The sequence below is a fragment of the Formosa sp. Hel1_31_208 genome, from assembly GCF_900104785.1.
GTDB lineage: Bacteria > Bacteroidota > Bacteroidia > Flavobacteriales > Flavobacteriaceae > Psychroserpens.
Genome location: NZ_LT629733.1, coordinates 2090883 through 2114403, shown reverse-complemented (window position 1 = coordinate 2114403; position 23521 = coordinate 2090883). Strand labels below are relative to the sequence as shown.

Genomic DNA, 23521 nt, shown 5'->3' with positions numbered 1-23521 from the left:
TTTTCACGGACCTTGATCTTAATTTTACGGTTTAATCCAATACAAATTTCATATTATGAAAAACACATTATATAGAATAGTTGTTCTATTTTTATTTACCATAGGAGTCCATGGGCAAGAAGAAAAACTAGGTGTATTAGAATCGGATACTACATGGTTAAAGGAGATTATCAAATTCCCTATTAATTTTGCATCAGACATCAGCTATGAAGGTTATGAAGATTTGCGATTTTCAAAGCATTGGTCGAAAAAAGATAGTTCCGACTTCTGGACATATGCATTTACTTGGCATATTAAAGGGGTACAGAAAGTTAATGAAACAATCCTTGAATCACATATGAAATCTTATTACAACGGACTTATGGAAGCTGTTAATAAGAAGAAAGATTTTAAAGTTCCTCAAACGATGGTATTGTTTTTAAAAGATACAGGGAATAATCAAATAGATTATATTGGAAAAATTAGAGTTTACGATTCGTTTCATACAGAGCGTATAATCGTTTTAAATATTCAAATGACACAGTTTTACTGCGAACAAACAGACACATCAGATTTGCTATTTAGAATTTCTCCACAACCATTTGACCATGACATTTGGCAATCACTTAGAACAGTAACGCTGCGATCAGATTATTGCGCCGATTAATCAGGGCTGCTAAAATTTTACATTATTTTTTAATTGATTCAACATCATTGGTGTCATCTTTCGGTACACGCACATACCCAGTATAACGTATTGGAAAACGTTTGGCTCCTTTTAGAGTCATTTCACTACTTAAGTTAGGGTATAAAATAATAATGACATCAAAGTTTTCACCTTTACTTTTGGCATCAAATTTCAAAGTGTAACTACCATCTTTATGTTTATTTACGCGATAATCTTTAATCTCTCCCGCTAATACAATACTATTATTTGAGCCATTATAACCAGTCGATTGTTGAATTTCACCAAAATATGGAAGTTTTGAAGAAATTTGAGAACCTTTTAAAACAAGTTCATTCGCATTGTTCAGTAAACTAATACGACCTATATTTTCACCTGGTGCTAAAATCCCTGAGTTCTGTAGCGCACTTAAACTATTCGTTACAAGAGGAAGTGCATAATCTGATTCGATACTAAAATTTTGATGGGCTACTAATTCATCTAAAGTCTTAATTTGTTCTAGTGAAGCAGTCGTTTTTGTAGCACTACAGGAGATGACAAAAACACAGGAAACACATAATAAAATAATCTTTTTCATAACCTTAAGATTTTACACCTTTAAGATACGTTTTTATGCTCATAAAGCCTTGCGCTTTAACATTTTATAAATATTCTGAAGTAATTTCCTCTATTCGCAAACCATCCTCTAAAGCCAAAATAAGGCCTTCTGCTGCACGTTCACCAGATCGCATAGCCGCATTTAATGACCCATTTAATAGCTGATCACCAGCCAAATAAATTGTTGGTTTAAGTTGTGTTTCTGTTGGAGAACAATCATTTTGCATTTCTGATAATTCTGGCAAAGCCATAGGTATTTTATAACGCTTTAGAAACGTTGTATTTGAAATATTACAATACATCTCTAAGTCCTTTTGAACTTGTTTTATCAATTCGTTTTCATCAAGTTCGTGAGTTTTAACCACTGTAACTGATAGTAATTCACCATATGCGGTTTGATCTGTTTCTAAACTATTATGAAAGAAGATGTTGTTAATGAGCGCATTATCTTCTGCAATGAGACCTATAAGTGGTTTTGTGATATTCCTGCTAGTAGTTTTGAAATATAAATTATCACAAGACTTCCATGTGTTTGCGGTATTCAAGTTAGAAACTAAGTGATGAGCTTCGGTGGCAATAATGGTAAAATGTGTAGCTATACGTTTTCCCTCATATGTCACCAAATGATCATCATGAACCGATTTTATTTTAGTATTGAAGCTAAAGTCCGTGTGTTCTAGCTGTGCTTTTAATTGCTTCGGAATAGCTTCAATTCCTGACTTTGGTAATACGGCATGACCTTCACCAAACATCTTATATACAAATTCAAACATACGACTTGAGGTTGTTAAATTGGGTTCCAAGAATATTCCAGAAAAGAAGGGTTTAAAGAAGTTGTGTATGATGTCATTGCTAAAGCCTTTAGATACTAAATAGTCTAAAGTTGATGTTTCCTCAGAAGAAAAAATAGAAGAGATACTTTTCTTTTTTAAAGCGTTATTAAGCTTTAATATCTTTAATTTATCACTAAAATTACCAATGTTTGCTAACATGGTAGGCATTAATAGTGATAGGTCTCGAATAGGATCACCAATAGTTTGCATTCTACTATCTTTAAAAATCACTGCGCCTGGCCTAAATGTTTGTAACTCTAATGCTTGAAAATCTAAATGTTTCTTAGCTAACGGATAAGCATCTAGTAAAACTTGAAATCCGTGATCGAGTTGAAAGCCCTCAACACAATCTGTTTTTACGCGTCCTCCTACCCGATCTGAGGCTTCTAAAATGATTGGTCTATAGCCTTGCTGTTCTAGAGTTTTAGCAGCAATTAATCCGCTAACTCCTGCTCCAACAATATGAATCTTGTAATCTTCTCTTTTCATGTAGTAAAGATAAGTGCTAACCACGGATTCTCAAATGATTTCTATTTTCGATGGCGTTAATATCCTGTTAATTCTGAAAATAATCGTATACGATATACTATTTTTACCTTATGATAATTAAAACTAGCTTCAGAGATCAAGTAAAGTCTTTACTTCTAAAAAAGATGCGAAATGGAGAATTAACTCCGGGACAGAGTGTTTCATTGGCAGCTTTAGCTAGAGAATTGGATGTGAGCGTAACACCAATACGAGAAGCTTTATCGCAATTGGAGCATTCCAATATTATTAGAGCAATACCAAATAGAGGGTTTATTGTTCCAGAATTATCCAACATTGAGGCTAATAATTTGTATCAGTTAGTTGCAATATTAGAGGTCTTAGCGCTAGAAAATTCAGACTTCAGTAGAACTATCATTTCAAAATTAAAGCAACAGCAACTTAAATTTGAAAACGCTAAAACATCTATAGAGCGGATTAATGCAGATATAGATTTTCATTCCATTCTAACGTCATCATTCAAAAATAATATTGCGCTTCAAATGCTAGACGATTTAAAAACGCGCATCTTCTATTATGAAATGGGATTTATGCAAGATCCTAGTTATCACAAATATTCCGAACATCACCATCACCATATTATTACAGCCTTGGAAAATAAGAACGTTCGTTTAGCATCAGACATTTTAAAACAAAATTGGATGCAAATATTAAATTATAAAAGTCTATGAAAAAATACACATTAATACTCATGTTAGCATTAGTGGTATCATGCCAGAAAACAACTATGACTGCTCATCTTTCAGATCACGACATATTGACTCCTGAATTATTCTTACCTCATATAGTTACAAATGAAATTGATCAAGAATTTGGTATGACAATATCACCTATTGACGCTAAAACTATTTTATTCACTCGTAGAATTGGAGATGAAAAGCAACGCATTTACGAAACACGCTATAACAATGGGCAATGGAATACACCACAAATAGTCTCGTTTTCTAATGATAGAGATGAATCTCCTCATTTTTCTAAAGATGGAAGAACAGTCTATTTTGGTAGTGAGAGACCCATACCTAACCAGACTAATCTAGGAGGTTTTGATATGAATGTATGGAAAACAGAATGGGTGAATGGGGCTTGGACAAAGCCAATTCCTTTATCTAATACCATAAATAAGGTACAAATAGAGGGTGAAAATTGGCCGTCGAGCAATGTTTCGCATTTCGTGACGTCAGACGACATAACGTTCTATACTGGAACTCAAGTGAGAGGAACTAAAGGTTTAGATATATACCAAACAACTTATGATGGTGCTGATTTCAAAGCATTAAAAAAATTATCTTCTGCCATTAATAGAGAGGATAAATGGGAATATGCACCCATTATATCGGCGGATGGAAATTATTTATTTACCCAAATTTATAATCGTGAGGACGGTATTGGTGGTGATGATATATTTGTAAGTAAAAAGGACGTTGAAGGTAAATGGATGCCATCAAAGAACCTAGGAGAGCTCATAAATACTAATATGAATGAGTGTCCCGCAGCCATGACGTCTGATGGGAAGTACTTTTTCTTTACAAGAGATAAAAAAGATAACCCTGAAGAATATGACGGTATTTCTAGCATATATATTATAGAAACACAAGCATTAAAATTAAATGAATTATTTAAATAAAAACAATCTCTATGAAACACATGATATTTCTATTGGCAATAATTAATGTTACTTGTTTTGTGACTGCACAATCAGATACTTCTGATCGAAAAATGATTGCGATGTCAGACACCTATCAGAAAGCTTATAAGATGGGAAGTATCTATTATGAAATTGGCAGCAATAAACCTTTCACAGGTATTCTTTACGGAAAGTATGCCAATGGGAACTTACTCACTACTCAGGAATACGTTGACGGTATTGGAAATGGTAAATGGACACAATATGATCCTAATGGAAATAAGGAATGTGAAGGAACTTATGTGGATAATCGCGTAGAGGGTCCTGTAAAATTTTATTATGAAGATGGAAGTTTAAAATCGGAAGGTCAATACCTACATTGGAAGCAACCTATCGGCAAATGGGTCTATTATGACAAACAAGGAATCGTAGTGCATACAATGACTTATACGCGATAAGAACTGCACTATATAAGCCTAATGAACCTATAAAAAAGCGAACTCCTTAGTGACCATACTAAGGAGTTCTATTTGTGTAATACCTAAAAAACCATTGCTGGTTCTTTAAGTGAGTGCGAAAGTAGACTATTATAAATGGTAAATAGCCTATTTTGTCATAAGATTTAAATAAAATTTTAAAGCGTCATTTGTTTAAACTTAATATCTAGATCTTTCTGTAAGTTTTGAATTTGTTGTTCTTCACCCGAAATGATGAGAGCAATTGATGCTCCAGTTTTTCCAGCTCTAGCAGTTCTGCCACTCCTATGGGTATAATATTCTAATTGATCTGGTAATTGATGATGAATTACAAACGCTAAATTATTTACATCGATACCTCTTGCTGAAACATCGGTGGAAACTAAAAATTGTAAGGACTCATTTTTAAATGCTCGCATGACTTTATCGCGTTCTTTTTGTTGCATATCCCCTTGTAAGGCCTCTACTGAAAAACCTTCAGCTTTTAATTTTTCAGTAAGTTGCATCGCACTAGCTTTGGTTCTCACAAAAATAATTCCTCTATCATTATTATATTTATCTAATAAACGTGTGATTATATTTGTTTTTTCCTTGATAGAGGTGACAATATAATGATGGGATATATTAGCATTAACTAAGCTGTTTTTATCAATTTCAACTTTCACCGCATCTACAGACATATATGTCCGAATGATCTTTTGAATTTCTTCAGGCATAGTCGCGGAGAATAACCAGGTGTGTCTGGTTCCAGTAGTGTATTTAAATATCTTATTCAAATCTTGCTTAAAACCCATACTAAGCATCTCATCAGCTTCGTCCAATACAAGTGTTTCTATATGTTTGATATCGATATCACCACGTTCTATAAAATCTAATAAGCGACCAGGAGTTGCCACAATAATATGCGTGGTACGCTTTAGTCGTTTCATTTGAACATCTATTTTTTCACCACCATAAACACCTTCACTAAAGATTTTATCATCACAATACTTTGTGAATTTAAAAAGCTGCTTTTGTATTTGTTGTACTAATTCTCTTGTTGGCGCTAAAATTAATGCCTGCACATGATCTTTTTTTGGATTGATATTTTGAAGAATTGGTAAACCGTAAGCTGCTGTTTTTCCCGTTCCGGTCTGTGCTAATCCAATAAAATCAGTATCATTATTTAATAATACGGGAATGGCTTCTGCCTGAATTTCAGTTGGTGTTTTTATCTGTAATTCCTTTAAACCCTTTATTAAAGGTTTTGAAATACCTAAATCAAAAAATGTGCGTTCCATAATCAATATTAATTGACCACAAAGGTATTGTTATTATTCGTAATTTCGGACCGATATGCACTTATCTCCACAACATTTTCAAGACCTATATCAAGGATTCTGTAAAACACATAACCTCTGGCAGAATAACACCGTATTTGATATGACACAATTCAATCTGCCTTTGAGTGCGTCTTCAGTTTTTCATCGAAAACAGGAAAAGCGATTGCGTTTAGGACAATTGGCCGAACAGTTTGTCTTTAATCAACTAGAAACAAGTAAAGACGTTACTCTGATCGCTGAAAATATTCAGATTAAAAAAGACAAACAAACCTTAGGTGAATTAGATGCCATATTACAAATTGACAAACAGCAAATTCATTTAGAAATTATCTATAAGTTTTATGTGTATGATGAAACATTGGGCGATACAGAATTAGAACGATGGATTGGACCTAACCGTAAAGATAGCTTGATAGAAAAGTTAACAAAATTGAAAGACAAGCAATTGCCGTTACTGTATTCTGAAGCCTGTCAATCAACCTTAGAACACTTGAATATTCATGATTCGTCAGTTATACAACACGTGTTATTTAAAGCGCAACTCTTTGTGCCTTATCAAATCGATGTGGATTTCGAAATTTTGAATTCAGATTGTATTTGTGGGTATTATCTACGACGAAATCAAATAAAAACCTTTAGTACCAATAAATTTTATATACCTACAAAATTAGATTGGTTCTTAAACCCTTTCAATGATGTTGATTGGTTAAACTTTAATGATTTTGTAGAAAAAGCAGACTCATTTTTAAATCAAGGTCAGTCTCCATTATTTTGGATGAAGCATAAGGAAGGGAGACTGCAGAAATGTTTTTTGATTTGGTGGTAAAATCATACAGATCTCAACGCTCACAAAATCATACACTTTTTCAAAGTATCTTCATAAATTTTCTCATATTTTGGAACAATCTGATGAATATCAAAACGCTTTGACACACCTTTTGCATTTGCTTTAAATTCTGACAATCGATTAGAATCAGTTAAAATATATAAGGCGTTTTTAGTCATATCATCAATATCATTGATTTCACTCAAAAACCCTGATACGCCATGAACATTCACTTCTGGTATTCCACCGGTATTACTAGAAATTACAGGCACCCCAGATGCCATAGCTTCTAAGGCTGATAATCCGAAACTTTCAGTTAATGAAGGCAATAAAAATAAATCACTGAAGCAGAGAATCTTATCGATTTCATTACTGTTTCCGAAGAAAATGACTTTATCTGTAATTCCTAATTCTTCACATAACAATTCTGCAGGTTCTCGCTCCGGACCTTCTCCAACCATCATTAATTTGGCTGGAATTTGTTTCTGAATATTATAAAATACCCGAATGACATCAGGAATTTGTTTGACTTCTCTAAAGTTACTAATATGTGTAATGATGCGTTCATCATCAGTTGCCATCATGGCACGTTGACAATCTGTAAAATGAGGTTCGTGACGTTCTAAATCAATGAAATTTGGAACCACATGGATATCATTTTTAATATCGAATAATCGTAAGGTATCGTCTTTCAAGCTCTGTGACACAGAAGTTACCGCATCTGATTTATTAATACTAAATGTTACTGCTGTTTTATAAAAGGGATGACTCCCTACTAGCGTAATATCTGTACCATGCAAGGTGGTAACAAAAGGAATATAAATACCCTCTTCTTGTAACATCTTTTTAGCCATATATGCCGCATAAGCGTGTGGGATCGCATAATGCACATGTAAGATTTCAATTTGATGTAACTTCACCATATCTACTAATTTACTCGACAAGGCTAATTCGTAGGGCTGGTAATGAAATAGCGGGTATTCTGGTACATTCACCTCATGATAATGCACATTATGACTTAATAATTCAAGACGCACAGGTTGATTGTAAGTAATAAAATGAATTTCATGACCACGTTTAGATAATTCTAAACCTAATTCCGTGGCTACTACTCCGCTTCCGCCAAATGTTGGGTAACATACTATTCCTATTCGCATTTTATTCTATGATTGCTTCGTAAATTAAACGTTGTATATCTGTTCTAATATTTTCTCTTAACAAAAGGTTCTTTCCTGCTTTGGGGTATGTTCTATTGGCTAAAAATATATAAACAAGATCTTCTTCAGGATCTGCCCATGCATATGTGCCAGTAAACCCAGAATGCCCAAAGCTGGTCATTGAAACACAACCACAGGTTGGACCTTCGTCTCCAAGTTGTGGTTTGTCGAAACCAATCCCTCGCCTAACATCTTTCTCACAATAATAACAGGTGTTGAATTTTTCTAAAGTTTCTGGTCGCAAATAACGTTTCCCACCATAATAACCTTTCTGAAGATACATCTGCATGATTTTGGCGACATCATTAGCATTACTAAAAATACCTGCATGTCCGCCTACTCCATTTTGCATTGCGGCTCCCATATCATGAACATACCCATGCACCTTTTGAAATCGGTAATAATCATCAATTTCTGTAGGGATAATATTTTTATCAGTGAATTTAGTAGACGGGTTATAAGTCGTGTAATTTGCGCCTAAAGATTGATAAAAGTGCTGTTGTACCAACTCATCCAATGGTTTCTTATAATAACCTTCAATATATTTTTTGAGAATGTAATACGGCATATCACTGTATCGGTAGCGTAAACTTGATAACAGCTCAGAATCTTTGATGATTTTTTGAATAGAATCCGGATAATCATGACGCAAATACATCTGCTCTGCTACTTTTACACTAAAGCGCGGTGTCCCAACACGACGGTAATATTTTGGATCTGGTTTTTTTGTAACAGAATCTAGAGTCGCTACGTAAAACGGAATCCAAGGTTTAAGCTTCGCATAATGCGATAACATTTGTTTTATCGTCACATTCTTTTTGTTAGAGTCTAAGTATTCCGGAAGGATTCTAGATAACTTCGTGTTTAACGAAATGACTTTCTTTTCTTCTAACTCCATTAATAAGGGTAATGTAGCTAAAATCTTAGTGAGTGAAGCCACATCATACAGGTCTTCAAATTTCACCTTTTCATTAGTCTCATAAGTATGTGTTCCAAAGTTTTTATTGTAAATCACTTTCCCTTTTCTCGCGATAAGCAATTGGATACCGGGTGTCATTTTTTGATCCACAGCATATTGTGCCAAAGAATCTACTCGCGCTAACTTCTCAGAACTCATACCAACACGCTCTGGTAAACCATAAGTTAAATTAAAAAGGGCATTGTATGAAATGCCATCGCCAGCTTTAAAATTAGCACCTATCGATACTGGAATAGCCCCTTTTACTGGTATTGCGCCAAATATGGCTTGAGCCGATTTTTCTTGAGCAATAGCGCTATTTTGATAACTCATGACAATACTTTCAATATTCTCATGACTCGCTAAGTCTAAAAGCGCATAAGGACGAGCAAAGACATCTAAAACTACAGTATTGGTTCTGGCAATCTCATAGAGCCAAACCAACTCCTTGTCGGTGAATTTATAGCCTTGCCACGGGTTATCATTTTTCTTATGAAAACCAATAACTACTGTATTATAATTTTGGAGCTTGGATATAAGCTCGTCAAGTTTTTCTGCCTGAACACGATGTACTTTGGTATATTTTTTAAGCTCATCATAAAATACGGAACCACTGTCATCTCCAAGCTCTACATAGGCTATTTTCTTTGTTTCTAAATTTCTAAGTGGTAACAAACTAGATGTATTCTTCAACACTGTAACCGCATTTTCTAATAATTCCTCATAGAGTAAATCATCTTGTAAGCGATTTAAGTCATTCACTAATGCCGCTGTACCAATGGGCTCATAATGATCAAGTCCAACTTTGTATTTGGCCATTAGAATTTTCTTTACAGAATGTGCGAGTCGTTCTTCGGAAATTTCCTTATTCTTATACGCATCAATAATTTTAGAAATTGCAATAGGAACATCCTCAGAAATTAATAACACATCATTTCCTGCCTGAAAAGCTGCAAGATCAATTTCACCTGGTGTACTAAAATTTGACACGCCTTTCATTTCTAAAGCATCTGTAAAAATAAGCCCTTTAAATCCTAAAGAATCTTTTAAGATATCTGTAACGATATGTTTTGACAACGATGATGGAAAGCCGTCACGCGGTTCTAAACTAGGAACATTTAAATGTGCTACCATAACACTAGATAAGCCTTCTTTGATGAGTTGACGGTATGGATATAATTCTATCGAGTCGATACGTTTTTCATTAAAAGAAATAGTTGGAAGTGTTTTATGAGAATCGCTATCGGTATCGCCATGACCAGGAAAGTGCTTAGCATTCGCAAGAACACCTGCTTCTTGCATGCCTTTCATAAAAGCAGAAGCTTTTGCCGTAACATTATCTCGATCTTCACCAAACGAACGATTTCCAATAATTGGATTTTTTGGGTTTGTATTGATATCGACCACTGGTGCAAAGTTAAAATGAACACCTATACGTTTGCAATGCTCTCCAATATGATAGCCAGTACGTTCTACTAAATTGTTATCACTAATCGCTCCCAAAGTCATATTCCAAGGAAATGCATATGTAGAATCCAAACGCATACTTAATCCCCATTCTGCATCCATTCCAATCAGCAATGGTGTCTTAGAAATGGCTTGATATAGGTTGTTTTGCTTGGCCTGACTTACAGGACCTCCAGTAGAAAAGATTAATCCACCAATATGATACTTATTAATAAGGTTGGAGACCTCCTTTTCATTAGATTTTTTTTTGTCTGAAAAAGCCCTAACCATAAATAGTTGTCCTACCTTCTCTTCAATACTTAGGTTGTTATATACACTATCCACCCATTTTTGCTGTAACTCAAGATTCTTGTGAGCTAAAGGGTGATTCTCATCTTGAGAATATGTAGGTGATATTATAAAAAGAATACAAATGAGGGACAATAGATATCGCATAGAAAAAAAGGTCTTTTTAAGTTGTTCTTAAATAGAACTAAAAACTATGCCAAAATAGTGCTTTAGACTTAAGAAAAAAAAGACTTTAAGATAGATTTATAAAGAAGGTTGTAAACAAATAAATGACGAGAAGCTATACTTACAATGAATCCTTAACTACTAAGAAAATCTTAGCGCGGTGAAAAGTCAAGAAACTTAAATCCCTAATCGAGTAAATCGATATGCCTATCATGATATCCTAACAGGTAAAGAACACCATCTAATCCAATACTTGAAATAGAACTTTGAGCATTATCTTTTACAGTTGGTTTCGCATGAAATGCGATGCCCAATCCTGCTAAATTAAGCATAGGTAAATCATTGGCTCCATCACCAACTGCTATGGTTTGACTAATGTCTATACCCTCTAGTTTTGCAATATCTTTAAGATATTCTGCTTTTTTTTCCCCATCAACAATTTCACCTAGATAACCACCAGTGAGCACACCGTCGTCAATTTCTAATTCGTTGGCATAAACATAATCAATGCCTAATTCTTTTTGCAAATAGTGACCAAAATAGGTAAAACCACCTGATAAAATAGCGGTTTTAAATCCGTAACTTTTGAGCGTATCAATAAGTCGTTTAGCCCCTTTTGTTATAGGTAAATTAACGGCAACATCATGGAGCACCTCTTCGCGCAATCCTTTTAGCAGTTTCATGCGTTTTTTAAAACTCTCATTAAAATCTATTTCACCTTGCATAGCCGACTCTGTAATTGCTTTTACTTCAGCTCCCACACCAGCCAATTCTGCTAGTTCATCAATAACTTCGGCTTGAATAAGTGTAGAATCCATATCAAAGCACACAAGGCGTCTATTTCTTCTAAAAATATTATCTTCCTGAAATGCGATATCGACATCTAAATCTCTTGAGATTTGCATGAATTTTTCGGTAAAATCTAACTTGCAATCAATTTTACCTCTTATCGATAACTGTATGGAAGCTCGAGGATATTCTTCTTCTCTCACTAGTGATGTACGTCCTGTAAGTCGTTTTATAGCATCTATATTTAAATTCTTTTCTGAAATCACCTCGGTTACTTTAGATATTTGTTCCGCCGATAATCGTTCTCCTAAAATGGTAATGATATACCGATCTTTCCCTTGCATCGTTACCCAACGTTCATAATCTTCAAGTGAGATTGGTGTAAACTTAGCAGTAACACCGAGTTCGTAGGCTTTAAAAAGCAAATCTTTTAATACAGCAGCCGATTTCTTTTTGGATTCAATTTCGAACAGAAAACCTAGAGATAGTGTGTCATGTATATTCGCCTGACCCATATCTAATACTTTGGCGCCATAATGTGATAAAACAGCCGTTAAACTAGAAGTTAATCCTGGTTTATCTTGTCCAGAGATGTTTAGTAAAAAAATTTCGTTGGTCATAATAAAAGGTCACTTGTATTTATTTTAAAAATCTACTATGCCAGCTCTCACTTGCTGGTACTTCCCAGTTTTCTTTGAATTCTGCTATATTGGTGACTAAGTTATTAAAAACGATGGTGTTTTTTGAAACAGCTTTGTCTTTTGCCATTTTCTTAAAATCAAGCAGTGTCTTATGGGCAATGAATTCACCTTGCTTGTATGAAACATTCATTTTATCCATGAGATCTACATTATAATCTTTCTCTAATTCTTGAATAAAATGAACAGAAGCATCAATACTACACCCTGTAGCTGTATTTAAGTTTTGATTTAAAGCAATCACTATAAATCTCTTATATTCAATAGTATATCCAGATTGCAAATCACTTCCATGAGCAGTCCAGTTCTCAATAAATATATTGAGTTTTTCTTTTATTTCTGAAATTTCCTGATCGGTGAACGAGCGATTAGCTTGGTAAATCCAAACGCGAGATTCTTCAGGAAGAGTATTAAAATCAACTAACATATAAGGGTTTTTACTTTGTTCAAAAATACAATATTACATCCAATCTTTCTGCTGAGATTCTACCTTAAATAGCAAGAAATTATGAATCTGAATTGCCAGTTCTTCCTTGATGTAAGGAATCTTTACATCCTTGGATGCCGTCGAAATAATGACTGAAGCGATGTTTCGACGTTTCTGAAAAATAGATTGTTTTATTTCAACTGATTGTATTTTATGAATTTCTAAAATATTTGTCGTTGTATCGATAACACCACTTCCTATCGTCACAAAGTGATCATCTAAGGTAAAATAGGCCTTTTTAAAGCTAATATAAATGTATAACGCAGCTATTGGAAAAAGAATAAGATTAATCCACCATTTCTCATTTCCGAAGATGACATAAGCTGGAATATTAATGACTAAAATAAATAGGAACATTTCAATAGCAGAAATACGATTATAGTAAGGTTCTGGCTTATTTTTCTGCAATGCGTGGTTATATTGTTTTAGAAGCTTGTCTAATAAATGGTATAACTGGATCTTCTCTAAAGCCACAATAACAAAACTCTTTTTTTGTTTGTTATTTACCATAGCCTGTTTTACAGAAACCGTATGTAAACCGAGATATTGTTTTAATCTATTAGTAGTAATCACAAGGTTTTGGATACGGCTAGGTGTTAAACTTAAAGATACTTTGTTAAGAAGCCCTTTATTAATCTCTATGGTTTTTTGATGTTCAATAACTTCTAACCCAAAATTAACTATTAAGGTTTTTACTACCGAAAACAGCGATGAGATAAAAATGACGATAACAATAATAATAAGATTAGCTATGAGGATACTCAGTAATGTGTCGCTATCAAAATGAACAGAATTCTCAATACGTTCTTGCAGGTTTAAATCTTTGAGATAATCCTTGAACTCGTAATATAAACCGAATACAAAAGACATAATTATAGCAAAACTCTTGAGATGATTTTGAGATAAACCTTCTAATAACAAACGTTTCATAGAAGCTTTAAAAAATACTGTTGTTTGCTCAATATATTCTATCTGATTACTACTCGTCGTATCCACTTTATTAAAAAGTTGTTTTTTAAGCCGCAGTGCTGTTGGTTTATCTAGGGCGCTAATTTCGATTTCTGACTTATCATCACCAGCAGTTTCAATATTGACAGAAACAACATTGATGATTTGCTGCAGTAGATTTTGCTTGATATAAACGTTTTGAATCTTTGATTTTGGGATTACGGTTTTGTCTTTATTCATTATCCCTCTAGACAGATGAAAATCGTCATCATTTAAATAGAACTTGAAATTGAGATATTTTAATACTGCAACCACAAACAAGATAATAATGATACCAACAATAATTAAAAGAATGGTGTTCGGGCTGAGGTTTGCAAAAGATTTCTTTTTGGTTAACGACAAACCAAAGGCAATAAAAATGACAAAAAAGCGCTTAAAAAACTTAAAGGCATTAAATCCGAAAATAATAATAATCCCTTTTGAGGATTGACGCATAGGCTGAGAAAAATCAGATACTTCCATTCACCTTTGTGCTTATGTAATCATGAATTTTTTTAGCATCATCTTTTGGTAGTCCGTGGATGCTCAAATCACTGCCAGATTCTCCAGCCGTAAAGATCTTAAGCGTTGCCAAACCAAATTGTCGTGCTAACCAACTTCGATTTTCTTCAATATGCTGAATACGTGAGATCGGCACAGTCGTGAGCGAATTAATAATTAAGCCTTTAGCATAAACCACGTCGTGATCTCTAATAGCGTATTTACGCTTCTTAAATGCTAAAAGTCCAATAGTTAGGTTGAGAATTAAAAAAACTGTTAAGATGACAAAGCCATAAAGAAGTAAATTTTGAGGGGTTTTATCATCCATAAACCATGTCATGATCAAAAGCACTACAAAAAGAACTAAAAACAATGAGATTCTATTTATGATGATAATTTTGAGATACTTTTTAGATATGGATTTAAGCCGTATCTCTTCAATTCCTGGCAAATTATCAATATCTACTTGGGTATTTAAGAACATTTAGTTTTTATTTTCTTTAGTTAAAAAATAGTATTTACGCAAAGCTCCTGTTCCAGCGAAAAACAAAAACCATAACGGCAAGTAATTAGTGTAAATAATACCGTTTTTCAAATAGGTTAACACTATGAGAATTGCTGACCAAAGTAATCCGTTGCGAATAGCAGCACTTAATATGAGTTTGGTAGACGAAGACATGTAGCGACGGTTTACTCTTTCGGGTTGTTATTTTTATTATGTTTTTTAAAATTTCTATAGGTTAGAAAACTATACATAATCACTCCAAAAACAAAGTAAAATGTAAGTCTGAGCCAAGAAAAACCTCTTCCAAAAAGATAATCTATAAATAAGACAACAAGGCAAAAAATCACACCACCAATAAGTCCTGCTGTTAAAATTCGTTTTTTATTTATTTCTGCCATATTTCGAATTTACGAATTATCGTGTTTACTTTTTTTGAGTGTATTTATATCTAAAGGAAATGGCCATAAAAAAACCAAAAAAGACACAATGAAATATAAACTTAAATATTGAGAGAGGATCATCGTTAAAATAATCAAATCCAGCCATAAATATAGCGAAGAACAAACCATTATTGACACCTGTTATTAGTATAGTTTTTATAGGGAGCCTCTCTCTATCCACAACTTATAGATCTTGGGCGTTGGCAATCAACTCAGCAATATCCATGACAGCAATATCACCTTCCTTTTCTTTATTCTTGACACCATCGGTCATCATGGTATTGCAAAACGGACAACCAGCCGCAATAATTTCTGGTTTTGTCTCTAGAGCTTGCTCTGTACGTTCGATATTTACTTCTTTATTACCAGGTTCGGCATCTTTAAACATTTGAGCACCTCCGGCACCACAACAGAGTCCGCGAGACTTGCAGCTTTTCATTTCTACAAGTTCTGCATCCAATTTTCTAATAAGCTCTCTTGGTGCTTCATAGACGTTATTAGCACGGCCTAAATAGCACGGGTCATGAAACGTAATACGTTTACCTTTATACTGTCCGCCCTCAATAGTTAAACGGCCTTCGTTAAGCAATGATTTTAAGAATTGTGTATGGTGCATCACTTCGTAATTGCCACCTAATCCTGGATATTCATTTTTAATGGTATTAAAGCAGTGCGGACATGCAGTAACGATTTTCTTAATTTCATAAGCATTCATCACTTCGATATTGGTCACAGCCTGCATTTGAAATAAAAACTCATTTCCAGCGCGTTTTGCTGGGTCACCAGTACAGCTTTCTTCAGTTCCTAAAACAGCAAACTCTACATTGGCTTTATTCAAAAGTTTCACAAATGCCTTTGTTATTTTTTTTGCCCTATCGTCAAAGCTTCCAGCACACCCTACCCAAAACAATACTTCGGGTTGTTTTCCTGCTGCCATAAATTCTGCCATAGTTGGCACTTTGAGTAATTCGCTCATATGTTTATTCTTGTGTTTTCAATAAATTAAGTCACAAACTTAATTCTCTTTAATTTCTGCAAAATCTGTTTTTGCTATTCTTATATAGATGGCTAATTTCTTTTTGCCGTCTTTTACTCTGTTTTTAGGATCTAAGCGTTCTTGAAATGCTCTCCGCTTAGCTTCTTCTCCTATCGCTTTCTTTTGAAAATCTGTACAATAATCGCATATCACTTTCAACAGCTGAATATCTTTCACCTCATTATTTTGGTACTCAATGAGGGTATAAGACTTAATTTGCAATGAATCTTTCCTATAAGATTGTGCCCTCATAAACGCAGTACTCAGCAGGAATATAGTTATTAAAAGAAGTTCATATTTCCGAAGAAAAACACTCATAATTACTCGTTTTTCCAGTTTAAACGATCCATTTGATTGTACGGCCAAGGTGCTCCATTATTTTCTATATTGGTCATCATAGTATTGAGTTCCATTGGCGCAGCACTTTGCTCCATTACCAAATACTGTCGCATTTGCATGATAATATTCAAAGGATCAATACTTATAGGACAAGCCTCTACACAGGCATTACAGCTGGTGCATGCCCAAAGTTCTTCATTAGAGATATAATCCCCTAATAACTGTTTGCCATCCTCTTTAAACTCACCGTTATTGGCATCCATGTTTTTGCCAACTTCCTCCAAACGGTCTCGTGTGTCCATCATGATTTTTCTTGGCGACAATTTTTTTCCTGTTTGATTTGCCGGACATTCGCTCGTGCATCTACCACACTCAGTACAGGAATAAGCATTCATTAAATTCACCCAATTCAGGTCTTGTACATCACTCGCTCCGAATTTAGCTGGCACAGCATTTTCTGTGCCTTCAGGAGGAGCAGCGAAAGGATCAACATTAGGATCCATCATCATTTTCACCTCATTGGTAACGGCTTCAAGATTATTAAATTGACCTTTTAACTTTAAATTACCGAAGTATGTGTTTGGAAAGGCTAATAATATATGCAGATGTTTTGAGAAATATAAGTAGTTTAAGAAGGTTAATATTCCTAAAATGTGCAACCACCAAGCAGTGCGCTCAATAATAATGAGGGTTGCATTTGAGAGTCCGTCAAATAACGGTAATAAATACTGACTTATTGGAAATGAACCAGCGAGGGTATAACCTTCTGCACCATTGAGTTGTAATTGAAGATCTGTTGCATTCATAGTCAAAAAGAGCGACATTAATACGACCTCAAAATAGAGTATGATATTACCATCGTTTTTTGGCCAGCCTTTCATTTCTGCGCTTAAAAAGCGTTTTAGTTTAATCACATTTCGGCGTAACCAAAAAATAACTACAGCGACTAAAACTAAAAAAGCTAAGATTTCGAAAGACCCAATGAGCACATTATAAATAGGTCCTATTGATGAAAAAATCCGATGCTTTCCTGTGAGTCCGTCAATAATGATTTCAAGCACTTCAATATTAATAATAACAAAACCTATATAGACAATAACGTGTAGAAATCCTGCTATAGGACGTTTCACCATTTTACTTTGACCCAAAGCAATCATAGTCATATTCTTCCAACGTTGCGATTTATTATCACTTACATCCACATCGTGACCTAAGTTGATATTTCGCATTAGTTTTTTAACATTCCTAGCAAAGTAACCAATACCAATAATTAAAGCTATTGCAAATGCTATTTGTGGTACATATTCCATATCAATGTTTAATTATTTCGGTCTTCTTCTTTTGGTGGTGTATACGGTATTTCCTTTTTAGACAGAATACGTCTGTAACGTGCAGGATGTAACTTAATATCTCTAATTAATTCTTCCATTTCCTTGGATGCTGCTTCTAAATTATCATATAAACCTTCGTCTTTTAAAAGTTTACCAATTGACCCTTCTCCATTGTTTACGCTTGTCATTACAGCATTCACCGAAGCCAGTGTTTTATCAAGTTCGGCTATGGTTTCCGAAAGTTTAACGTCTTTAAGATCCTTGGTGATACCTGATAAATCTTTGGTGATAGAATCGACATTATTTAATACTGATGCCAATTTGTCGTCATTATTTTTTACAAATGCACTTATAGAAATTGCAACTGATTTAAAAGTTTTCATTGTTGAATTAAGTTCTTTGATGGCATTCTTTAATCCATCTTCAGATTGGTCAGTAACAAGGTTGTTTAAATTGACTAAAAGTGTGTCGGCTGTTTTTAAAGTCGATCCTAAATCATCGCCAACTCCTGAGAAATTTTTACTTAAACTGGATACCAACCCCTCTTCGACTTCAGACATTAAGAAATCTCCAGATTTTGCTTGCTCACCTTCATCACTTAAAATTATTGCTAAAGCATTACCTCCCATTAATCCGGTCTCATACAGTCTAATTCTACTTTGTTTCGAGAATTTTAATTGCTCATTTACCGTAAATGCTATCCTTGTTTTACCAGTTTCATAATCATAAACGATGTCTTTGATCTTGCCAACAGCATTCCCTTTTATGGTTACTGGAGACGACTGACTTAGTGCATTATAATCAAATTCAGTATAGTACGTATTTGGCGAATCGAAAAGACTTTCACCCTTGAGGTAATTGAATAAAAATATCAATAATATAATACCCGAGAGTACGAGTACTGCTGTCTTTACTTCTCTTGAGATTTTCAAATTTTACAATTTTGGGTTACAACAAAATTAGTCATAAATATATAAAGAATGTTTCTAATTAGATACGGATTTCAATGCATCGGAAACATCTATTTTATTACCATCTTTATAAGCGACGACAAAACAGTCTTTGTAGCCTTTAGATTTTGCTAGTACTTGTAGTTCTTTAATCTTACTATAATCTGAAGTAAAGCCATAAAAATACTTATAAATAGCACCAGATTTTTCTCTTGAAATATCATTAAGCCCTTTAAAGTTGTATGATTTTGGAGCCAGTTCCTTTGAACTAGCGGCAATTTGGACTTTAAAAATTACATCTTTTATTATCTGTGGACTATCTGTGGTTTCTAAAATTTCATCTGTATGATAAACATCCATACCAATATTTAATTCTAATTCTTTTTTATAGTCCTTTACAGCATTAATAATAGCGGTTGTAATATCTTTTTGACCTTTTTTTGAATTCAAATAGTCACCTTCTTTTCTATTCGTTATAAAACCTGTTTCTATCAATACACTAGGCATATACGTATTGTGCAGCACCCAAAAACCTGCTTGCTTTACACCTCTACTTTTGCGTTTAATTTTATCCTTGAAATTATCCTCAATACTACGTGCTAACCTAATACTTTGATCAAGGTACTCTTCCTGTAATAAACTCAATGAAATAAGTGATTCGGGTGAATTTGGATCAAAACCTTCATAATGCTGTTCATAATTAGCCTCTAAGAAAATAACTTCATTCTCTCTTTTGGCAATTTCAATATTCATATTATTAGCCCTCGTAGCTAGCACATAAGTTTCTGTACCATATGCTTGTGAATCATGCGCATTGCAATGAATCGAGATAAATAAATCTGCATCTGCTTTATTCGCTATTGCTGCACGTTCATGCAACTCTAAAAACTTATCTGTTTTTCTTGTGTATATAATTTTTATGTCTTTTTGCTTCTCTAATTCAGATCCAACGGCTAAAACAAGTTGCAGCGCTATATATTTTTCTTTATAACCAAATTTAGTGGGTCTACCTGGGTCTTTTCCACCATGACCAGCGTCTAAAACCACAACAAACTTGTCGCTATCTTTTTGAAAAGCATGAGCAGATGTTAAAATACTGGTAAATAAGAAGGTTACCAATACGAATATATAATAAGAAGTCGTTTTCATAGGAGTTTAACGTTTTATGGACTAAGTTTATTTTAAGCGCCGAAATTGCTGGATATAAAGGGCAATTTCTACTTTATATAATTTAGTTTAATTTTAAATTAATCATAAAAAATATATGTAAGTTTGGCAATTCAAAAACCGAGCCATACTTTAGCAAAAATACATTTAAAAGCATTGCATACAAAAAGCTTACACATACTTTTCTCTCTAAGTTTTACCATGTTTATTAACATGTTTTGCTTCGCTCAAGAATTACCCAAACCGAAAAAGCCAATCAAGCCAGAAACTGTAACTGATAGTACCGTTATAAATGTAGATTCGCTATTAACGAAACCACAAAATATAAAAGAAGTTGATAGTATCAAGAATGACACGCTTCCTAAAAAAAAAGAAACACTCGCTGGTATCGTCAATTATAAAGCGAAAGACTATGTGCGCTTAAATCAACGAAAAAATCGTACAACCCTATATAACGAGGCTGCTGTTGATTATACAGATATGAATATTAAAGCCGGTGTTATCGTTATTGATCACGGGAAAAATTTAGTTTATGCTGGTCGCTTAAAGGATTCGTTAGGGATTTATTCACAAGCACCAGTATTTACACAGGGTCCAAGTGTTATTGAACCAGATTCAATAATCTTTAATACCGTTACCAAAAAAGCTTTAGTATTTAATTCGAAAACTGAACAAAGCGGAGGAACCATTATCGCTGAAACCACGAAAATGGAAAATGACTCTACCCTTTTTATTAAAAATGGTCGTTTTACTACTTCTGAAAATTTAGATGATCCTGAGTATTATTTTTTAATGCGAACTGCAAAAGTAGTTCCTGGAGTTAAAGTTGTTACTGGGCTTACTAATTTATTTATCTATGATGTACCGACACCAATAGGTCTACCTTTTGCCTATTTCCCAATGACAAAAAAGCAAACTTCTGGTGTGATTATGCCAACACCAGGGCAAGATTTAGGTAATGACAGAGGGTACTTTTTACAAAATGGAGGGTATTATTTTGCGATAAGTGATTATTTGGATTTGGCCGTATTAGGAGATTACTATACCAATGGAAGTTATGGTTTGCGATTGGAAAGTAATTATGCGATGCGATATAGATTCAGAGGAAATGTAAGCTTTCGATATGAAAATTTAATTAATAGCGAGCGTGGTTTTCCCGACTTTAGAAAATCAACCATTTATAATATTCGTTGGTCTCACAGTCAAGATGGTAAGTCCAACCCAAATTCTAGATTTTCAGCATCGGTTAACTTAGGTAGTAGTCGATTCTTTCAGCAGTCTATCAATCAACTCAATTTATCTAACACGCAAAACAACACATTAGCTTCGTCTGTCTCCTATTCGAAAACATTTCAAGGTGAGCCTCAAGTGAATATGAATGTGACAGCAACACATTCGCAAAACACCAATACAGAACAAATTAATATGACCTTACCTACCTTTCAAGGTAGTGTAGGTAGAATGTTTCCATTTGCACCAAAAAGTGGTACAAAAAAAGGAATCATTCAAAATATCAACTTTCAATATAACGTCAGAGCAGAAAACAGAATACAAACTACTGATTCTTTATTTTTTAAATCTGAAATGTTTGATGACGCAAAGCTAGGCGCCGTACATTCGATTCCTGTCTCTACAAACTTCAAAGTCTTTAATTATTTCAGTATGAGTGCTAATGCTAGTTTTGAGGAGAACTGGACCTTTAATACAATTAGACGATTTTATGATGAAACGAATGAAGAAATAGTGACGCAGGATTTAAAACAGTTTGATCGTTTTTTTACCTATAATTTTAGCACAAGTATTGGGACAACTGTGTACGGAATGTTTGATTTTGAGAAAGAAGGAAAAGATCCAAAAATTAAAAAAATTAGACATGTCATGCGTCCGTCAATTAGCTATAATATAAATCCGGCTTTTGATGAATATTACGACACTTTTGAAATCGTCGATGCTGATGGAACGACTGCAGATGAAGTAAGACGAGAGCAGTATACACGTTTTGAAGGCTCCATTTTTGGAATCCCTAATCGTACCTTCTCAAGTTCTATGGGTATCTCTTTAAGCAATAATTTTGAAGCCAAAGTTAGAGATAAAGATAGTACTGCGACAGAACCTAAGAAAGTGATGCTTTTAAACAACTTAAATTTATCGACCTCTTATAATTTTGCTGGCGATTCGTTACAATGGAGTCCATTGCGAGTTTCTGGAGGTACGACCTTATTAAAAGACAAAATGAATGTCAATTTTGGGATGGTTCTAGATCCTTATGCCTTAGATAATAACAATAGGAAAGTTAATACATTCAATGTTGATAATGGCGGAAGTCTGTTTAGATTAACATCCGCTAACTTAAATATTAGTTATTCTATTTCAAGTAAAGAATTTGATGGTAGTGGCGGTGGAGATGATGAAGCTGCCATAGAAGAATCTCTGCGCAGTGGTGGTCGTGCCGATGATCTCTTTGGTAAGCCTCAAGATTTTGCTGACAAACGGCTAACTGATGATGATAAGGGCAAAAAGGAAGAAGAGAAAGCAGAATTATATAACTACAAAATTCCGTGGAACCTCAGATTAGCTTATGCGGTTAATTATAGTAACGCTGCGCGCCAAAACGCCATTTCAAATAATTCATTAATGTTTTCTGGAGATGTTGAATTATCACCACGATGGTCTGTTGGTGTGTCTTCGGGTTATGATTTTGTCAATAAAGGGTTTACACAAACTCAGTTTAGATTTGAACGTGATCTACTGAGTTGGCGAATGAATTTCTCTTGGGTACCTTTTGGCCCCTTTAATTCATGGAATTTCTTCATCGGAATTAAATCTAGCTTACTTAAAGATCTAAAATACGATAAACGTAGACAAAGAGATCAGCAATTATAATAATATATCATCTTATGAAAACCATCATCAATACTCCTAATGCTCCGGCTCCTATTGGTCCATATAACCAAGCCATTTTATCGGGTAATACATTATATACATCAGGACAAATCGCTATCGATGTGACTTCAGGCGAATTGGTTTTAGATTCTATCACTGCAGAAACCAAACAGGTTATGGAAAACCTAAAAGCCGTTATTGAAGCTGCAGGCATGACCTTCGAACATGTGATTAAAACCTCTATTTTTATAAGTGACATGCATAATTTTTCTCAAATCAACGAGGTCTATGCAGACTATTTTAATGCCGAAACTGCTCCTGCTAGAGAAACCGTTGAAGTGGCTAATTTACCCAAGTTTGTCAATGTAGAGATTAGCATGATTGCTGTTAAATAAGAGTTATAAACAATCAATTCTTAAAAACTT

At 34.1% G+C, this 23521-nt stretch carries 23 protein-coding genes; 7 read left to right on the top strand and 16 right to left on the bottom strand.

Annotation, left to right across the window (positions count from 1 at the left end):
* Positions 1–55: 55 nt before the first annotated feature.
* Complete coding sequence (locus BLT57_RS09570) at positions 56–646, top strand: hypothetical protein (protein WP_091425242.1); 591 nt, start codon at positions 56–58, stop codon at positions 644–646.
* Positions 647–668: 22 nt separating this feature from the next.
* Here BLT57_RS09570 and BLT57_RS09565 read toward each other — a convergent pair whose 3' ends face one another.
* A complete protein-coding gene (locus tag BLT57_RS09565) occupies positions 669–1241 on the bottom strand; it encodes a DUF4251 domain-containing protein (protein WP_091425240.1) in 573 nt (190 codons plus the stop codon).
* Between the two features lie 64 nt (positions 1242–1305).
* A complete protein-coding gene (locus BLT57_RS09560) occupies positions 1306–2583 on the bottom strand; it encodes an FAD-dependent oxidoreductase (protein WP_091425238.1) in 1278 nt (425 codons plus the stop codon).
* A 110-nt stretch (positions 2584–2693) separates the two neighbouring features.
* Between BLT57_RS09560 and BLT57_RS09555 the strand changes: the two genes are divergently transcribed.
* The 3 genes from BLT57_RS09555 to BLT57_RS09545 are packed head-to-tail and all read left to right on the top strand — an operon-like array spanning position 2694 to position 4722.
* Complete coding sequence (locus tag BLT57_RS09555; RefSeq protein WP_091425236.1) at positions 2694–3311, top strand: GntR family transcriptional regulator; 618 nt, start codon at positions 2694–2696, stop codon at positions 3309–3311.
* A complete protein-coding gene (locus BLT57_RS09550; protein ID WP_091425234.1) occupies positions 3308–4264 on the top strand; it encodes a PD40 domain-containing protein in 957 nt (318 codons plus the stop codon). Before BLT57_RS09555 ends, BLT57_RS09550 begins: the two co-directional genes overlap by 4 nt.
* A gap of 11 nt (positions 4265–4275) precedes the next feature.
* Positions 4276–4722: a toxin-antitoxin system YwqK family antitoxin gene (locus BLT57_RS09545; RefSeq protein WP_091425233.1), complete on the top strand. Its 447-nt coding sequence runs from the start codon at positions 4276–4278 to the stop codon at positions 4720–4722.
* A 176-nt stretch (positions 4723–4898) separates the two neighbouring features.
* Here BLT57_RS09545 and BLT57_RS09540 read toward each other — a convergent pair whose 3' ends face one another.
* Positions 4899–6020, bottom strand: coding sequence for a DEAD/DEAH box helicase (locus BLT57_RS09540; protein WP_091425232.1), 1122 nt, complete (start codon positions 6018–6020; stop codon positions 4899–4901).
* A gap of 55 nt (positions 6021–6075) precedes the next feature.
* On the opposite strand from BLT57_RS09540, the gene BLT57_RS09535 reads away from it, so the two are divergent.
* On the top strand, positions 6076–6888 hold the full coding sequence (locus tag BLT57_RS09535; protein ID WP_091425231.1) for a DUF1853 family protein: 813 nt from the start codon (positions 6076–6078) through the stop codon (positions 6886–6888).
* A gap of 20 nt (positions 6889–6908) precedes the next feature.
* On the opposite strand, the gene bshA is transcribed toward BLT57_RS09535, so the two are convergent.
* The 13 genes from bshA to BLT57_RS09470 all read right to left on the bottom strand — a co-directional run bounded on the left by bshA (position 6909) and on the right by BLT57_RS09470 (position 20195).
* Positions 6909–8045 (bottom strand): N-acetyl-alpha-D-glucosaminyl L-malate synthase BshA, encoded by a 1137-nt coding sequence (gene bshA, locus BLT57_RS09530; RefSeq protein WP_091425229.1) that lies wholly within the window; start codon positions 8043–8045, stop codon positions 6909–6911.
* Between the two features lies 1 nt (position 8046).
* Positions 8047–10965 carry a glycoside hydrolase family 3 N-terminal domain-containing protein gene (locus BLT57_RS09525; protein ID WP_091425227.1) on the bottom strand — a complete coding sequence of 973 codons (2919 nt, stop codon included), beginning with the start codon at positions 10963–10965 and terminating at the stop codon, positions 8047–8049.
* A gap of 203 nt (positions 10966–11168) precedes the next feature.
* The gene (gene serB / locus BLT57_RS09520) at positions 11169–12392 is read right to left on the bottom strand and encodes a phosphoserine phosphatase SerB (protein WP_091425226.1); all 1224 of its coding nucleotides are present in this window, start codon (positions 12390–12392) and stop codon (positions 11169–11171) included.
* Between the two features lie 19 nt (positions 12393–12411).
* The gene (locus BLT57_RS09515; protein WP_091425224.1) at positions 12412–12897 is read right to left on the bottom strand and encodes an ABC transporter ATPase; all 486 of its coding nucleotides are present in this window, start codon (positions 12895–12897) and stop codon (positions 12412–12414) included.
* Positions 12898–12930: 33 nt separating this feature from the next.
* Positions 12931–14427 carry a PH domain-containing protein gene (locus BLT57_RS09510; protein ID WP_091425223.1) on the bottom strand — a complete coding sequence of 499 codons (1497 nt, stop codon included), beginning with the start codon at positions 14425–14427 and terminating at the stop codon, positions 12931–12933.
* Positions 14414–14929 (bottom strand): PH domain-containing protein, encoded by a 516-nt coding sequence (locus BLT57_RS09505; RefSeq protein WP_091425221.1) that lies wholly within the window; start codon positions 14927–14929, stop codon positions 14414–14416. Before BLT57_RS09505 ends, BLT57_RS09510 begins: the two co-directional genes overlap by 14 nt.
* Positions 14930–15124 carry a hypothetical protein gene (locus BLT57_RS09500; protein ID WP_091425219.1) on the bottom strand — a complete coding sequence of 65 codons (195 nt, stop codon included), beginning with the start codon at positions 15122–15124 and terminating at the stop codon, positions 14930–14932. It abuts the gene before it with no gap.
* Positions 15125–15135: 11 nt separating this feature from the next.
* Positions 15136–15348 carry a hypothetical protein gene (locus BLT57_RS09495; protein WP_091425218.1) on the bottom strand — a complete coding sequence of 71 codons (213 nt, stop codon included), beginning with the start codon at positions 15346–15348 and terminating at the stop codon, positions 15136–15138.
* A gap of 226 nt (positions 15349–15574) precedes the next feature.
* Complete coding sequence (locus tag BLT57_RS09490) at positions 15575–16366, bottom strand: (Fe-S)-binding protein (RefSeq protein WP_091425216.1); 792 nt, start codon at positions 16364–16366, stop codon at positions 15575–15577.
* Positions 16367–16405: 39 nt separating this feature from the next.
* Positions 16406–16744, bottom strand: a complete 339-nt coding sequence (locus BLT57_RS09485; RefSeq protein WP_231928674.1) for a hypothetical protein — start codon at positions 16742–16744, stop codon at positions 16406–16408.
* 2 nt (positions 16745–16746) lie between these two features.
* Positions 16747–18075 (bottom strand): 4Fe-4S dicluster domain-containing protein, encoded by a 1329-nt coding sequence (locus tag BLT57_RS09480; RefSeq protein WP_091425215.1) that lies wholly within the window; start codon positions 18073–18075, stop codon positions 16747–16749.
* Between the two features lie 8 nt (positions 18076–18083).
* Positions 18084–19028: an MlaD family protein gene (locus tag BLT57_RS09475; RefSeq protein ID WP_091425213.1), complete on the bottom strand. Its 945-nt coding sequence runs from the start codon at positions 19026–19028 to the stop codon at positions 18084–18086.
* 54 nt (positions 19029–19082) lie between these two features.
* Positions 19083–20195, bottom strand: a complete 1113-nt coding sequence (locus BLT57_RS09470) for an N-acetylmuramoyl-L-alanine amidase (RefSeq protein WP_091425212.1) — start codon at positions 20193–20195, stop codon at positions 19083–19085.
* A 123-nt stretch (positions 20196–20318) separates the two neighbouring features.
* Between BLT57_RS09470 and BLT57_RS09465 the strand changes: the two genes are divergently transcribed.
* Both BLT57_RS09465 and BLT57_RS09460 read left to right on the top strand, forming a co-directional pair.
* Positions 20319–23096 (top strand): putative LPS assembly protein LptD, encoded by a 2778-nt coding sequence (locus tag BLT57_RS09465; protein WP_091425210.1) that lies wholly within the window; start codon positions 20319–20321, stop codon positions 23094–23096.
* Between the two features lie 14 nt (positions 23097–23110).
* A complete protein-coding gene (locus tag BLT57_RS09460) occupies positions 23111–23491 on the top strand; it encodes a Rid family detoxifying hydrolase (RefSeq protein WP_091425208.1) in 381 nt (126 codons plus the stop codon).
* The last annotated feature ends 30 nt before the right edge of the window (positions 23492–23521 follow it).

Bases quoted from the DNA above. Each gene is read 5' to 3' on its own strand.
- BLT57_RS09570 (WP_091425242.1), top strand. From the start codon at position 56: ATGAAAAACACATTATATAGAATAGTTGTTCTATTTTTATTTACCATA.
- BLT57_RS09565 (WP_091425240.1), bottom strand. From the start codon at position 1,241: ATGAAAAAGATTATTTTATTATGTGTTTCCTGTGTTTTTGTCATCTCC.
- BLT57_RS09560 (WP_091425238.1), bottom strand. From the start codon at position 2,583: ATGAAAAGAGAAGATTACAAGATTCATATTGTTGGAGCAGGAGTTAGC.
- BLT57_RS09555 (WP_091425236.1), top strand. From the start codon at position 2,694: ATGATAATTAAAACTAGCTTCAGAGATCAAGTAAAGTCTTTACTTCTA.
- BLT57_RS09550 (WP_091425234.1), top strand. From the start codon at position 3,308: ATGAAAAAATACACATTAATACTCATGTTAGCATTAGTGGTATCATGC.
- BLT57_RS09545 (WP_091425233.1), top strand. From the start codon at position 4,276: ATGAAACACATGATATTTCTATTGGCAATAATTAATGTTACTTGTTTT.
- BLT57_RS09540 (WP_091425232.1), bottom strand. From the start codon at position 6,020: ATGGAACGCACATTTTTTGATTTAGGTATTTCAAAACCTTTAATAAAG.
- BLT57_RS09535 (WP_091425231.1), top strand. From the start codon at position 6,076: ATGCACTTATCTCCACAACATTTTCAAGACCTATATCAAGGATTCTGT.
- bshA (WP_091425229.1), bottom strand. From the start codon at position 8,045: ATGCGAATAGGAATAGTATGTTACCCAACATTTGGCGGAAGCGGAGTA.
- BLT57_RS09525 (WP_091425227.1), bottom strand. From the start codon at position 10,965: ATGCGATATCTATTGTCCCTCATTTGTATTCTTTTTATAATATCACCT.
- serB (WP_091425226.1), bottom strand. From the start codon at position 12,392: ATGACCAACGAAATTTTTTTACTAAACATCTCTGGACAAGATAAACCA.
- BLT57_RS09515 (WP_091425224.1), bottom strand. From the start codon at position 12,897: ATGTTAGTTGATTTTAATACTCTTCCTGAAGAATCTCGCGTTTGGATT.
- BLT57_RS09510 (WP_091425223.1), bottom strand. From the start codon at position 14,427: ATGGAAGTATCTGATTTTTCTCAGCCTATGCGTCAATCCTCAAAAGGG.
- BLT57_RS09505 (WP_091425221.1), bottom strand. From the start codon at position 14,929: ATGTTCTTAAATACCCAAGTAGATATTGATAATTTGCCAGGAATTGAA.
- BLT57_RS09500 (WP_091425219.1), bottom strand. From the start codon at position 15,124: ATGTCTTCGTCTACCAAACTCATATTAAGTGCTGCTATTCGCAACGGA.
- BLT57_RS09495 (WP_091425218.1), bottom strand. From the start codon at position 15,348: ATGGCAGAAATAAATAAAAAACGAATTTTAACAGCAGGACTTATTGGT.
- BLT57_RS09490 (WP_091425216.1), bottom strand. From the start codon at position 16,366: ATGAGCGAATTACTCAAAGTGCCAACTATGGCAGAATTTATGGCAGCA.
- BLT57_RS09485 (WP_231928674.1), bottom strand. From the start codon at position 16,744: ATGAGTGTTTTTCTTCGGAAATATGAACTTCTTTTAATAACTATATTC.
- BLT57_RS09480 (WP_091425215.1), bottom strand. From the start codon at position 18,075: ATGGAATATGTACCACAAATAGCATTTGCAATAGCTTTAATTATTGGT.
- BLT57_RS09470 (WP_091425212.1), bottom strand. From the start codon at position 20,195: ATGAAAACGACTTCTTATTATATATTCGTATTGGTAACCTTCTTATTT.
- BLT57_RS09460 (WP_091425208.1), top strand. From the start codon at position 23,111: ATGAAAACCATCATCAATACTCCTAATGCTCCGGCTCCTATTGGTCCA.